The 13,132-nt window shown below is 43.3% G+C and carries 15 protein-coding genes and 1 riboswitch; all 15 genes read right to left on the bottom strand.

Going from position 1 to position 13,132, the window contains the following annotated elements; translation table 11 throughout:
• Positions 1-10: 10 nt before the first annotated feature.
• The 15 genes from ACFQV5_RS23965 to spoIIAA all read right to left on the bottom strand — a co-directional run bounded on the left by ACFQV5_RS23965 (position 11) and on the right by spoIIAA (position 13,080).
• On the bottom strand, positions 11-691 hold the full coding sequence (locus ACFQV5_RS23965) for a DUF2953 domain-containing protein (RefSeq protein ID WP_379250744.1): 681 nt from the start codon (positions 689-691) through the stop codon (positions 11-13).
• 129 nt (positions 692-820) lie between these two features.
• Positions 821-1,423, bottom strand: coding sequence for an SMC-Scp complex subunit ScpB (gene scpB, locus ACFQV5_RS23960; RefSeq protein ID WP_379251154.1), 603 nt, complete (start codon positions 1,421-1,423; stop codon positions 821-823).
• Complete coding sequence (locus ACFQV5_RS23955) at positions 1,392-2,183, bottom strand: segregation and condensation protein A (RefSeq protein ID WP_379250742.1); 792 nt, start codon at positions 2,181-2,183, stop codon at positions 1,392-1,394. Before ACFQV5_RS23955 ends, scpB begins: the two co-directional genes overlap by 32 nt.
• Positions 2,184-2,258: 75 nt before the next feature.
• Positions 2,259-2,726, bottom strand: coding sequence for a 6,7-dimethyl-8-ribityllumazine synthase (ribH, locus tag ACFQV5_RS23950; RefSeq protein ID WP_379250740.1), 468 nt, complete (start codon positions 2,724-2,726; stop codon positions 2,259-2,261).
• Between the two features lie 80 nt (positions 2,727-2,806).
• Positions 2,807-4,024 carry a bifunctional 3,4-dihydroxy-2-butanone-4-phosphate synthase/GTP cyclohydrolase II gene (locus ACFQV5_RS23945; protein WP_379250738.1) on the bottom strand — a complete coding sequence of 406 codons (1,218 nt, stop codon included), beginning with the start codon at positions 4,022-4,024 and terminating at the stop codon, positions 2,807-2,809.
• 44 nt (positions 4,025-4,068) lie between these two features.
• On the bottom strand, positions 4,069-4,734 hold the full coding sequence (gene ribE / locus ACFQV5_RS23940; protein ID WP_379250736.1) for a riboflavin synthase: 666 nt from the start codon (positions 4,732-4,734) through the stop codon (positions 4,069-4,071).
• Positions 4,735-4,793: 59 nt separating this feature from the next.
• Positions 4,794-5,888 (bottom strand): bifunctional diaminohydroxyphosphoribosylaminopyrimidine deaminase/5-amino-6-(5-phosphoribosylamino)uracil reductase RibD, encoded by a 1,095-nt coding sequence (gene ribD, locus ACFQV5_RS23935; RefSeq protein ID WP_379251152.1) that lies wholly within the window; start codon positions 5,886-5,888, stop codon positions 4,794-4,796.
• A gap of 315 nt (positions 5,889-6,203) precedes the next feature.
• Positions 6,204-6,389: riboswitch (FMN riboswitch) on the bottom strand.
• A gap of 165 nt (positions 6,390-6,554) precedes the next feature.
• Positions 6,555-6,989, bottom strand: a complete 435-nt coding sequence (locus ACFQV5_RS23930; protein WP_379250734.1) for a peptidylprolyl isomerase — start codon at positions 6,987-6,989, stop codon at positions 6,555-6,557.
• Positions 6,990-7,142: 153 nt separating this feature from the next.
• Positions 7,143-8,477, bottom strand: coding sequence for a diaminopimelate decarboxylase (gene lysA, locus ACFQV5_RS23925; protein WP_379250732.1), 1,335 nt, complete (start codon positions 8,475-8,477; stop codon positions 7,143-7,145).
• Between the two features lie 116 nt (positions 8,478-8,593).
• Positions 8,594-10,231, bottom strand: coding sequence for a spore germination protein (locus ACFQV5_RS23920; RefSeq protein ID WP_379250730.1), 1,638 nt, complete (start codon positions 10,229-10,231; stop codon positions 8,594-8,596).
• A gap of 27 nt (positions 10,232-10,258) precedes the next feature.
• Positions 10,259-10,672 (bottom strand): stage V sporulation protein AB, encoded by a 414-nt coding sequence (locus tag ACFQV5_RS23915; protein WP_379250728.1) that lies wholly within the window; start codon positions 10,670-10,672, stop codon positions 10,259-10,261.
• A gap of 8 nt (positions 10,673-10,680) precedes the next feature.
• Complete coding sequence (locus ACFQV5_RS23910) at positions 10,681-11,346, bottom strand: stage V sporulation protein AA (protein WP_379250726.1); 666 nt, start codon at positions 11,344-11,346, stop codon at positions 10,681-10,683.
• Positions 11,347-11,504: 158 nt separating this feature from the next.
• Entirely contained in the window at positions 11,505-12,260 is a 756-nt protein-coding gene (sigF, locus tag ACFQV5_RS23905; protein ID WP_379250724.1) for an RNA polymerase sporulation sigma factor SigF, read from the bottom strand.
• Between the two features lie 11 nt (positions 12,261-12,271).
• Complete coding sequence (spoIIAB, locus tag ACFQV5_RS23900; protein ID WP_379250722.1) at positions 12,272-12,730, bottom strand: anti-sigma F factor; 459 nt, start codon at positions 12,728-12,730, stop codon at positions 12,272-12,274.
• Positions 12,727-13,080: an anti-sigma F factor antagonist gene (spoIIAA, locus tag ACFQV5_RS23895; RefSeq protein ID WP_379250721.1), complete on the bottom strand. Its 354-nt coding sequence runs from the start codon at positions 13,078-13,080 to the stop codon at positions 12,727-12,729. Before spoIIAA ends, spoIIAB begins: the two co-directional genes overlap by 4 nt.
• Positions 13,081-13,132 lie beyond the last annotated feature (52 nt).

Here is a 13,132-nt window from a genome sequence, read left to right as displayed (position 1 = left end):
CATTTACTGCTCAAGCTCTAAACAAGGCGTTCTTCCAAGTTTTAAGTCCTCCTCTTATCGTCAAGATGCGAACAATAAGCACAAGTCCTGCAAATATGGCTCTGCCACAAGTAATTCTAACGACAAAACTAAAGTCTGTTGATAGTTGAGGAGGTCCATCAAAGTCTGGTAACACTTGTAATTGAGGAGTACTTGTCAACTTAACATAAAAGGACAGCAAGCCGAGGATGGTATGCTTTACTCCCCACACAGCACCTGCTGCTACAGCTGTTTCGGCTGCATTATCCAAGGCAAGGGAAGTCGCCCAACGGACTTCAGATAATCTCACGATGGATAGCGTATTCAGCAACCAATTTTTGAGACCTTTAGTGCCCCAAATTAGTTTTTGATATTCCCTGAATCGAAACACATTCTTACTGTTCTTCTCTACTGCAACGTCGCTTGTCTCAGTCGATGAATCCGTTGAAAGTGGTACGTCGCTGTAATGCACTCCTGTATCTGTTATCCTAAAAGGCACTTCATACTGCACATCGACTAAACCGTACAGCATTCGAATACCTACATTCATCCTATACTCTTTACTTCGAAGAACGAGGTGCAATCGAATCGTAACCGTGGACGCCATGATGAGGATAAGCAGAACAACCAGTATCAACAGCACCAGTATCAATAGAAAAAGCCATATCCCCACACTGTAACCTCCAAAACGTTGTTGAACAACTCTCTGGCTTAGTATGGCAAATATTCCTCTAAATGATACGAAAAGAACATAAAGCAAAAAGAAGCCCGAGGGATGTCCCCGAGCTTCTATCCATTTATCTTAATTCACATCGTCAAATGTAAGCTGCTTGTTATCTAGCTTATCAAACAGCATCTGCGTCTCTTCTTCCAGACTCTCAGCGTCTGCCTCAAATTGTGAAGGTTCAGGTAAATCCTTAATACTCGCCAATCCGAAATAGTCCAAAAATGATTTAGTCGTTCCATAGAGAATTGGTCTTCCAATTGCTTCAGCACGGCCTACCTCTTCAATTAATCCTTTATTTGTAAGAGTATGAATCGCCCGTTCTGCTTTCACACCTCGTATTTCCTCTATTTCAACACGTGTAATTGGCTGTCGGTAAGCGACAATAGATAGTGTCTCAAGTGCAGCCTGAGACAAAGAAGAGCGTGAAGGAGAATAGGCAAGCCTTTCGAAATAAGGTGCATGTTCTGGCAGCGTTGCTAGTTTATAGCTACCTGCTATTTGGACAATTTGAATCCCCCGATGTTCTTGTTCGCAGTTCTTCTTCATCTCGTTCAAAGCATCTTTAACGACGTCGGCCGGTTGTTCTGTAATTTCTGTCATCTGCTTTACCGACAATCCTTCTTCGCCAGATAAAAATAACAGTCCCTCAATAATCGATTTCAGCTTCGGAAAATCCATCAAACCTTACTTCCCCTCTCCACTCCATTACGATGTCATCAAATAATTTCTCTTGATAACAGCATATTTGTTTCATTTTCATCAATTCAAGAATCGCCAAAAAAGTAACGACAATTTCATGCCTTACCATTTCTTCATGCAGAAGTTTTGAGAATAATACTCTGCCACCCGGACCAGCGCTTTCCAGAGTATGTACCACCTGCTTAATCCGGTCTTTAACCGATAATTCATCTCTCTGTATGCGGGCATATGAAGTACGTTTGACCGCTTTACTGAGTGCCTTTTGGAATGCAGCAATCAGATCAGAAGTATGCAACCCTAAAACCGGATTTTCATCCGCCTCGGGCATGAAAGGAGTTAAATCTTCCGGCTCCTTTGAATAGATCAGACTACGTTCAAATTCTCGTTCATGAAGGTGCTGTGCAATCCCTTTGTACTTCCGGTATTCAATCAACCTCTGAACAAGTTCCGCCCTTGGATCGATATCTTCTTCTTCGTAATAATCAAACTCGTCCATTTCAATAACCGGTGGTTTCGGCAGTAACAGTTTACTCTTAATCGAAAGCAGTGTGGCAGCCATCACCAAAAACTCACTGGTAACTTCTAGCTCCAGCTCCTGCATAGAATGTAAATAAGCCATGTACTGTTCGGTAATCTCTTTGACGGGGATATCCTGGATATCAATTTCCGCTTTATCTATGAGATGAAGCAACAGATCCAGCGGTCCTTCAAATGTCTCCAGCTTATATAGTACAGTCACGGTGAATCCTCCCGCCACAAAATAAAATGCAGCGCCCTTAGTAGATTCTAAAAAGGGCACTACATTAAATAAGCACTATTTTAGCTGTTTCGTCAAGTTTGCCATTTCAATTGCTGCCATTGCAGAATCCCAGCCCTTGTTACCTGCCTTCGTTCCTGCTCTTTCAATCGCTTGTTCGATATTCTCCGTTGTCACAACACCAAAAATCGTTGGCACTCCGGTTTTCAGGTTAATTGCAGATACACCCTTAGCAACTTCATTACATACATAATCATAATGTGTAGTTGAACCCCGAATCACAGTTCCAAGCGTAATAATAGCATCGTACTTACCGCTTTCCGCCATTTTTTGAGCAATCAGAGGAATCTCAAATGCCCCTGGTACCCACGCTACATCGACCTCATTATCTTGAACTCCATGACGTTTCAAAGCATCAAGAGCCCCACCTAGTAATTTACTAGTAATAAATTCATTAAAGCGCCCTACAACAACTCCATACTTTAAACCTTCAGATACGAGATTTCCTTCAAAATAGTGTGCCATATTTGTCATCAACCTTTCAGATTGGGATAAATTAGTATTTTTTTGATTAATAATTGTGATAAGAGTTCTATTGAATTGGACTACATATCATTAAACTGCAGCATATGACCGAGTTTCGCCTGTTTTGTATGAAGGTATCCGGTATTATCATCATTCTCAGGCATCTGGATAGGAACGCGTTCTACGATTTCAAGCCCATAACCTTCAAGTCCTTTAATCTTCCGTGGATTATTCGTTAATAAGCGAATTTGACGAACCCCAAGATCTTTCAGGATCTGTGCCCCAATACCATAGTCACGCAAGTCGGCCGGAAAGCCTAATTTCAAATTAGCGTCAACGGTATCTAGCCCCTCCTCCTGCAACTTATAAGCCTTTAACTTGTTAATAAGCCCGATGCCTCGGCCTTCTTGTCGCATATATAATAGAACGCCTTCTCCCTCTTCTTGAATTTGCCTTAAAGCTGCATCAAACTGGGGACCACAATCACAGCGATGAGAATGAAATACGTCACCGGTCAAGCATTCAGAATGGACACGCACCAGAACCGGCTTATCACCGCTAATCGAACCTTTCACAAGTGCGATATGCTCTTTATTATCAACTGCATTCGTATAAGCAATTGCCTGAAACTCTCCAAAATCTGTTGGCATACGAACCGAAACCTCTCGGGTGACTAGCTTCTCTTTATCATTACGATAATGGATCAGGTCTTTAATACTGATCAGTTTAAGGTTATTCTTCAAAGCGATCTGGGCAAGATCAGGCAAACGCGCCATCGTCCCATCTTCTTTCATAATCTCGCAAATGACACCCGCTGGAAACGATCCACATAAGCGAGCCAGATCAACCGCTGCCTCCGTATGACCTGCCCGGCGTAAAACACCTCCGTTCTTCGCAATAAGCGGAAACATATGCCCTGGTCTTCTGAAATCGGAAGGTGCAGCATCCGGATCTAATATTCCTTGAACTGTTAGCGATCTTTCAAATGCAGATATACCGGTAGTCGTATCTTTATGATCGATGGAAACTGTAAAAGCAGTCCCGTGATAATCGGTATTTTGAGTAACCATAGGCTGTAAATCCAATTCGTTAGCCCTCTCTTGTGTAATAGGCAAACATACTAATCCTCTGCCTTCCGTAATCATGAAATTAATAACTTCGGGTGTTGCCTTATCTGCAAGTGCGATAAAGTCGCCTTCATTCTCCCGGTCTTCATCATCAACAACAATTACGACTTTCCCCTGCTTCAGGTCATCAATTGCTTCTTCAATCGAGCTAAACTTAAATTGATTATCCATAGCTCATTTCTCCTCTATTTTCATGGTGTAAATAACATGTATTATTAAGCAAATCCGTGCTCAGACAAATATTCATGGCTAATACCACTACTCTTTTCTTTACTTGCTGCCCCTCGCGAACCGTAATGAAGAAGATGGTCGACATACTTACCTATAACGTCGTTCTCTATGTTAATCGTGGCGCCAACTTTCTTAGATGCGAGTATGGTTTCGGCAAGTGTATGAGGGATAATGGACACCGTAAAGGAAGACTCATTTACATTTACAACGGTCAGGCTAACCCCATCTAGAGTAATCGAGCCTTTAGGAATAATGTATTTAAAAAGTTCTGCATTCGAAGGCGTAATTTCATACACGACTGCATTTTGATCCTCTTTAATACTCCGAATGTAACCTGTTCCGTCAACATGGCCCTGAACAATATGCCCGCCGAATCTTGCTCCGGCTGCCATCGCTCGTTCCAAATTCACTTTGCTACCTGCCTGAAGCTCCTTAAGATTGGTCCTACGGTAAGTCTCAGGCATAACATCAACGGTAAATTGACTTGTATTAATTGTGGTCGCGGTTAAACATACACCGTTAACGGCTACACTATCTCCAAGCTTTAAATCATTCATTATTCGTGAAGCCGATATGCTTAGTACCATCGCTTCACCTTTCCGACCAATTCGGTGAAGTTCACCGATTTCTTCTACCAATCCTGTAAACACAGGATCCCTCCTTTCCAGCTCGATTCCATTTCTTATCGAAAAAATAATCTATGAATCCGTTACGGCCACACGGGGATACCTCGAATACACAAATTATCATTCAGCTGTTCAATCTCAAGGTCCCTTAAAGTAATGGCTTCACTCATATGTGCGGCACCGTTAAATGCAAAGCTCGATGGAGCTCCCAAGCCACCTACGATTTTGGGGGCCATAAAAAGAACAATCTGATCCACAAGCTGTTCTTCAAGCATGGAGCCATTCAAGGTGCCTCCACCCTCAAGAAGTATAGAGCCAATCTCCATCTGACCTAATAAAGTCATTGCAAGACTTAAATCTACTCGCGGACCATCCCCACAGCTCAAGACCTCGATCCCCATTTTCTGAAGCGCCTCTCTTCTCCCCGCATCCCCATTCTTTGTTGTCAAAATAATCGTCCTTGCATTCCTGTCCGTTAACATTTTACTTTTCAAAGGAATATTGAGTCTGGAGTCCACTACAATCCGGATCGGATTCAGCCCATCTACGGGTAGACGAGTCGTCAGCAGCGGATCATCCTTTATGACTGTAGATACCCCGACCATAATAGCCTGATGGCGATGCCGAAGTGTATGGACTCTCTCCCTTGCGACTTCATTGGATATCCATTTGCTATCACCCGTTTTCGTAGCAATTTTGCCATCCAATGTGCTTGCTGTCTTCAGTGTGACAAATGGCCTTCCGGTCGAAATAAACTTTATGAAAGATGCATTTAGTTTAAGTGCACGATCTTTTAGAATTCCGATGTCAACCTGAATCCCAGCAGCACGTAGCATTTCAATCCCTTTGCCAGCTACAAGCGGATTGGGATCTTCAGCAGCAATTACAACTCGTTTTACCCTCTCTGCAATTAACCTCTCACTACAAGGTGGCGTCCTGCCATAATGACTACATGGTTCGAGTGTAACGTAAACCGTACTGCCAGCCGCTTTATCTCCAGCCATTTGAAGGGCATGAATCTCAGCATGCGGTGTTCCTCTTTCAAGATGTGTACCTATTCCAGCAAGCATGCCATCCTTTACAATGACACAACCGACTACCGGATTTATGCCAGTCTGACCTTGAGCCCGTTCTGCCATTTCTAATGCAAGTGACATATAAAATTCATCATTCATCATATCTCTCAACCATACTCCCCTCCCTCTTCACGCAATTGATCATTGAAGTCGGAATTGATTCCAATCGGAACTGTTCCGTATTGCACAAAAAAAGCCCTGTATGGATCATGAAATCCAAACAGGGCTTTGAGTATACGGGAGTTATAATAGACAAGCAGAAATAAACAAGATATGACAGATGCAACCAAAGTAACACAAATAAACTGTAGCACAAAAAAAAGCTAAGCAAATCAGCTGTGAATACTTTGTGAAAACCTGCACATATCAAAAATGTCATTTCTGGCAGACCTACCTTTTAAAAAACAAGGTACGCCTCTTATCCTTCTCCCATCCAGACTATACTGTCGGTCCCGGATTTGCACCAGGTCCACCGCATATACTTCAGCATACTCACCTACGTATATCCGGGTCACGGACTAAGTCCGCAATAACATGCTCATGAGCTAAGTTATCACGTCCATCACCGCCGGTAGGGAATTTCACCCTGCCCCGAAGGATATAAATTGAAACTTTATTTAGTTAATAAAATCGTAACAAAACAAAATACAAAACACAAGGTATTAATTTATAGAAATTTATGTCTATTTGTGAATGGCTCAATACATCAAAAGAACTTACAAAAAGAAACAACCTCCCTATAAAGGAAGGTTGTCCAATATTAAAGTATTAAGCTTCGAATACTTTAACCTCTTTCATTTTATCACCAGGTCTTACATTGTTCACATGCTCCATACCGCTAATCACTTTACCAAACACGGTATGAACGCCATCCAGGTGAGGTTGTGGGCCGTAACAGATAAAGAACTGGCTACCGCCTGTGTTAGGGCCTGCATGCGCCATAGACAATACACCAACATCATGCTTAGTGGTGTTCGTTGCAGTCTCACATTTAATTGTGTAGCCAGGACCGCCTGTACCGTTACCAGTAGGGCATCCACCTTGAGCTACGAAGCCTGGAATTACACGGTGAAAGCTTAGTCCGTTATAAAAACCGCTGTTAGCCAATTTTTCAAAGTTGGCTACCGTATTCGGTGCTTCTTCAGGCAAAAATTGAATTTCTACTACTCCGCCGTTTTCTAACTCGATTGTACCTTTTTTCATTTCTCTTCACTTCCTTAAATTGATGTTCTATTAAATGACGTACTCATTGTATCTTATTTACAACATCTGTTGCAAACGAAGTTCACACAAAAGGATCACTCCTCTATACACTGTTTAGGAGTGATCCTTTATAAATAAGTTCAAACTTTAAAATTAGCTTAATACAGTCTGTTTGTTTTGGATACGTTCTGGAACAACATCATGCCTAACAATATCCTCCAAGCTCTCGCGACGAACGACCAAATCACTAACTCCGTCTTTAACAAACACTACTGCCGGTTTACGGATCCGGTTGTAGTTACTAGCCATGGAATAATTGTAAGCACCTGTACAAGCAACCGCAAGCAAATCACCGGATTGAACCTTCGGCAACTCTACATCCCATATGAGCATATCTCCACTCTCACAGCATTTACCAGCAATCGAGACCTTCTCTTCATTCTGCTCATTCGCACGATTAGCCAAAATCGCCTCATACTGTGATTCGTACAACGCCGGACGTGGATTATCTGTCATCCCGCCGTCCACTGCAACGTACTTACGTACGCCAGGGATATCTTTACTTGTACCTACCGTGTAGAGTGTTGTTCCCGCATCTCCTACAATACTGCGGCCGGGTTCTACCCAAATCTCAGGAAGTTCAGGACCGATCCCTTCGAAATGTACTTTAACCGAATCGGTAATTGCCTTAACATACTGCGATACCTGAAGCGGAGTGTCACCTTCCACATAACGAATACCAAATCCGCCGCCAAGGTTTACAACCGTGAAAGTTACATCCAGTTCTTCTTTAACGGAACGCGCAAATTCAGCTACACGCTGAACAGCCATCTGGAATCCTTCAACTTCAAAAATTTGTGACCCGATATGAGAGTGCAGTCCCAGAAGCTCAAGATTTGGTTGGGCAGATGCAAGCTTTACCGCTTCAAATGCCGATCCATTACCGATATCGAACCCAAATTTGGAGTCTGTTTGACCGGTTGAAATGTATTCATGAGTATGTGCTTCAACGCCAGGAGTTACACGAAGCAATATCTTCACGTGACGATTCTTCTCAGCTGCAACCGCCTGTAGCAAATGTAACTCTACCTCGTTATCTACGACGAAACAGCCGATATTTGCATTCAATGCCATCTCAATTTCGTCAAGTGTCTTATTGTTACCATGAAAATGAATCCGTTCTGCTGGAAATCCTGCCTGAAGTGCCGTATAGAGCTCACCATCTGATACGACATCAAGTGACATTCCCTCTTCTTCTGCAAGACGGCACATTGCCATTACGCAAAATGCTTTGCTAGCGTATGCAACCTGATATTTTAATCCGGAAGTCTTGAAAGCTTCGATGTATTCTCTGCAACGTGTTCTAACCGACTGCTCGTCTACAATATAAAGAGGGGTTCCATACTGTGCTTTTAGCTCAGCTGTATCGCACCCACCAATTTCAAGATGTCCAAGTTCGTTGATTCTGCTAGTACCGTGTAAAAACATGCTCACAATTCCTCCGATCGATATTTACAAAATGTGATAATCGAATAATTGTTCACAGTATAGCAGACAACGATACGTAATTAAATGGATTTTTCAACATAACCTTTGTGTTATAATTACTCGCGCTTCCGTTTGGGATCCATTTCTGGCCCCATCTTAGTACTATCCCGTGTCTTGTTTAAAGCTGGACGCTTTCTGGAATAGAGAATCGGCTTTCGGAAAAGCACCTCAGCCATCGCCTTTGCACTAAATGGTATAAATGGCCACATATAAGACGAGTTATAGGACCGGTGTGTTGTCAGAAGCAAGATGAGTAGCGTGGTTCCAACAACAAGCCCTTTGACGCCAAACAATGCCACGGCTATTAATAGGGCTAGTCGTACAACCCGATTGGCCAGACCTAGTTCATAACTCGGTGTCGCAAACATACCAATTGCTGCAACCGCCATATAGAGCACCACTTCGTTAACAAACAAGCCTGTCTTCACGGCGATGTCGCCGATCATGATTGCTGCAATCAAACCCATTGCGGAAGCCAAAGGCGTCGGTGTATGCACAGCGGCTAGACGCATGAGATCGACACCAAATTCTACGATCAGAAATTGGGCGATAATTGGAATTTTTGCGTTTTCCTGCGGCCCTATAATATCAAGATGCGGCGGCTTCAATTCTGGATGAATGACAAGCAGCATCCAGAGCGGCAAGAGAAACATTGAGGCGAATATTCCTCCGAAACGAATCCAGCGCAGATAGGTTCCCATAAATGGTGTCTGCCTGTTTTCTTCCGCATGCTGACATAGATCAAAGAACGTTGACGGCATAATCATAACGCTTGGTGAGGTGTCTACCATCACGACAATTCTGCCTTCCAGTAAGTGGGAGGCGACCACATCCGGACGTTCCGAATATCTTACGAGCGGGTAAGGGTGCCAACCTTTATTTACAATCGCCTCTTCAAGTTGCTTATCTGCTAAAGGTATGCCTTCCAGATCTAGCTCCTGAATTTTGTGTCTTATAGCCTCGACCTGTTCTCTGTCGGCAATATCATCTATAAACAAAATTGATACATCCGTTTGTGTACGTCGTCCTACCTGCATGATTTCACTATGTAGCCCAGGATCACGCACACGCCGACGGATTAGATTAATATTGGTAAGCAAGGTTTCAGTAAATCCGTCTCGCGAGCCTCGTACGACCTTTTCAGTGTCTGGTTCGTCTGGATTCCTTGAAGGATATATTCTCGTATCGAGCAAAATGACCGACTGCTCTCCTTCAATAAAGAAAGCACTCATTCCTGTCATTACCTTACTTATCGCTTCACTAAGTTTATTTGTTGACTCCACCTGAACATATGGAATGTACTTATTCTTAATGTTGGAATAAGCATGTGTACCGATATCTTCAGGTGTTAAGTAAGTAAGCCGCTTTAAAATTTCAGTCCCCACTGCAGAGTTAATATAACCGTTCATAAATAAAAGCCCGGTCTCTTTTCCTCCTATTGTCATCTCTCTAAAAACAATATCAAAGGAAACTCCAAGACCCATGACCTCGCCTAATATAACTTTCAGATCCTTCATCCGCTCGGGGATTTCATCTGATCCTTGCCAATACAAAACAGACTCATAGGTACTATCAGAAGTTTCGCTATTCCTCTTCTTGATCAAGGCATCCTCTTCCAACTTTTTCATTTCTGATGGGGGAATCACTGGAACATCTTCTTCTTTATTGCCTGCAAATCCCGTATTATCATCCATGCATATTACCTCCTGTTCCCCTTTTGGTTACTGCCTATAAATAAACCACTCAAACAAAGAACCTGCGACTTTTCCGGCAACCATTGCCATGAGCAAACCAAAGAGATAACGGGTCAGCTTCAATCGTTTGGATAGAATCGGAAGGACATTCAACACCTCTGTGAGTGCCGCGGCGAGCATACCGATAAATACACCACAGAACAATCCAATGATCGTACTAACTACTGGACCTAAAGATACTTTCCACTTCCAGAAATCTGCGACTGTCCCTATCAAGGATCCCGTAATTAAAGCTCCTTCATACCAATGAACTTTGTCATAGGTCCAAGTCAATTGAGAAAGTCTCGGTACAATATCGAGTACAATGATAAGCGCTATGACCCCGCCCCCTACGGCTATACCACCTGCAACTCCAAAAAGGATGGAGAGCAATTGTTGCATAATCAGGATCATAGTTTTCCTCTGCTATTCATATTCTCCGCTTCGGCAGAATTCTCGAATGTCTTCATTTTCCTGTATTCCTCGGCCACAACAAATTGATCAAGGTTTTCCTGATACAAGTACATTTCCACTTCTAGCGGTGTGGGCTCTTCATTCCATTTCTTTTTGAAAATATGGTTGAAAAACACAGTCATACCAAAACCAATCCCAAGTGAATAAGCAATCTGAAACAGATAAGGATTCTCATCTCTATGTCCCGTTACCATCTCTACAATTCGGATATGCACCTCGAGCATATTGACATCTGCATGAAAGTTCATGATGGTTAAGGCAGAACCAAAGAACAAAAGCAGCCAAACGAGCGGAAACCAGAACCAGGAGGGCTTAACCGAAGGGCCAACTAGTTCCACTAAAGTATGGTGATTTCCCATTGGCTCAATTTGGACATTTGGAATCATCTCCCGGATTTTTGGAATGATCTGAATCAAATCCATTAAAAGCCGGTTCCCATCCCGATCCTTAGGGTGAGCAAGGGCTAGACTTCGAAGCGGTTTCTCCCATTCAGGATCGCAAATAATAAAAGCAACATCTCCGAGTTTGACGGTCTGATCTATAGGCAGTCGAATACGACTCCTTAGCTGCAGATATACCGTCGGAGTGGGACTAACCTTCATCCGGAACACTCCTTTACTGCTAAATTACCGTTAGTATGGGAAATAAAAGCTCATCTTACTCTTATTTACCTTTCCATATGCAGGCAGCCGAAAGCAAAAAAGACCGTTCGAGGTTTATCCCTCGGACGGCCTTCATTGTTCTTAAAGTAAGTAACTCGTTACTGGGCAATCTGATTGCGAATACTCTGCAGTATTTTTTTCTCAAGCCGTGAAACCTGAACCTGAGATATACCGAGACGACTGGCTACTTCTGACTGGGTCTGATCACGATAATACCGTAAGTATACAATCAGCCGCTCGCGCTCTGACAAGCCCCCTATCGCTTCATTCAGGGCTAGTCTATCAAACCAACGTTCTTGTGATTCATCTGCTATCTGATCCATCAGAGTGATCGGATCTCCATCGTTCTCGAATACCGTCTCATGGATGGAAGTCGGAGGTTTATTCGCCTCTTGGGCAAATACCACTTCTTCCGGAGTCACACCTAGCTGTTCAGCAACTTCCTTAATGGTAGGCAGGCGGTCAAGCTGTTTGGATAGCTCGTCCCGTTTCTTCCTAACTTTGTTAGCCATTTCTTTTAGAGAACGACTTACCTTGAGTGTACCATCATCTCTTAAAAAACGCTGAATCTCCCCAATAATCATCGGTACGGCATACGTCGAGAACTTCACGTCATAACTGAGATCGAATTTGTCTACGGATTTCAGAAGACCGATACAGCCGATCTGAAATAAATCCTCCGGTTCGTACCCCCGGTTCATAAACCGCTGCACAACCGACCAGACAAGACGAATATTACAGTTAACGAGCGTATCCCGGGCAACTGTGTCTCCGCTTTGGCTAAGTGCTATTAGACGTTTAACCTCCGCGTCGTCCAAATAAGTCTGCGAAGTCTTCTTCACATCGGCATCCATTTGTCCAACCCCTAATTATATAAAGCTTTCTTGGATTCGATCCTTTTTTTCATTTTGATCGATGTGCCGGCTCCCGGCTCGCTAATGACATCAAATTCATCCATGAAATTCTCCATAATGGTAAATCCCATTCCAGAGCGTTCAAGCTCAGGCTTTGACGTGTAGAGTGGCTGCTTAGCCATTTCAAGATCATCGATGCCATGCCCATTGTCTTCAATAACAAGGGAAATCATATCTCCATCGATTTCAGCCTCAATCTTCACAATGCCTTCCGGATCGCTATCGTAGCCATGAATAATACAATTCGTTACGGCTTCTGAAACGACGGTCTTCAAATCACTGAGTTCATCCATTGTCGGATCAAGCTGAGATATAAACGCAGCCACAGCCACACGGGCAAAGGATTCGTTTTCCGATTTTGCGGCAAACTCCAGAGTCATGAAATTATGCTGCGTTTTCCCTTCACTCATGACACTACCTCCAAACCCGAGAGTGCAGTACCCTCGTTCTCATAAATGGGCATGATTTTAAACAACCCCGACATTTCAAGTAATCGATACACTGGCGGATTCACATCACATACGGCCATTTTCCCGCCTTTTTGCTTAATGATCTTATACCGCCCGAGAATCACTCCCAGACCCGAGCTATCCATAAACTCAAGATCCTTTAGGCTAAGCACAAGATGCTCCGTCTGACGACGCTGGATGGCTTCATCCAACTGCATTCGGACATGATCTGCGGTGTGATGATCCAGTTCCCCTGAAAGTCTGACGATCAGCACATGCCGCTGGTGCTCCATTTCAACATGCAGATTCATGTTTGCTCACTCTCCTCCCTACATGAACAAGGATTTCTACGCCTGTGAAAGA

The organism is Paenibacillus sp. GCM10028914 (assembly GCF_042666275.1).
Classification (GTDB): Bacteria; Bacillota; Bacilli; order Paenibacillales; family Paenibacillaceae; genus Paenibacillus_AQ.
Note: the sequence above shows the minus strand (reverse complement) of the source record. Positions and strands in the feature narration are given on the sequence as shown.

Excerpts from the sequence above, each read along its gene's own strand:
- ribD (WP_379251152.1), bottom strand. The coding sequence starts at position 5,888 with ATGATGAATGATGAATTTTATATGTCACTTGCATTAGAAATGGCAGAA.
- spoIIAB (WP_379250722.1), bottom strand. The coding sequence starts at position 12,730 with ATGAGTGAAGGGAAAACGCAGCATAATTTCATGACTCTGGAGTTTGCC.
- ACFQV5_RS23930 (WP_379250734.1), bottom strand. The coding sequence starts at position 6,989 with ATGAAAAAAGGTACAATCGAGTTAGAAAACGGCGGAGTAGTAGAAATT.
- sigF (WP_379250724.1), bottom strand. The coding sequence starts at position 12,260 with ATGGATGCCGATGTGAAGAAGACTTCGCAGACTTATTTGGACGACGCG.
- ACFQV5_RS23920 (WP_379250730.1), bottom strand. The coding sequence starts at position 10,231 with ATGGATGATAATACGGGATTTGCAGGCAATAAAGAAGAAGATGTTCCA.
- spoIIAA (WP_379250721.1), bottom strand. The coding sequence starts at position 13,080 with ATGAATCTGCATGTTGAAATGGAGCACCAGCGGCATGTGCTGATCGTC.
- ACFQV5_RS23915 (WP_379250728.1), bottom strand. The coding sequence starts at position 10,672 with ATGCAACAATTGCTCTCCATCCTTTTTGGAGTTGCAGGTGGTATAGCC.
- ribH (WP_379250740.1), bottom strand. The coding sequence starts at position 2,726 with ATGGCACACTATTTTGAAGGAAATCTCGTATCTGAAGGTTTAAAGTAT.
- ACFQV5_RS23910 (WP_379250726.1), bottom strand. The coding sequence starts at position 11,346 with ATGAAGGTTAGTCCCACTCCGACGGTATATCTGCAGCTAAGGAGTCGT.
- ACFQV5_RS23945 (WP_379250738.1), bottom strand. The coding sequence starts at position 4,024 with ATGGATAATCAATTTAAGTTTAGCTCGATTGAAGAAGCAATTGATGAC.
- scpB (WP_379251154.1), bottom strand. The coding sequence starts at position 1,423 with ATGGATTTTCCGAAGCTGAAATCGATTATTGAGGGACTGTTATTTTTA.
- lysA (WP_379250732.1), bottom strand. The coding sequence starts at position 8,477 with ATGTTTTTACACGGTACTAGCAGAATCAACGAACTTGGACATCTTGAA.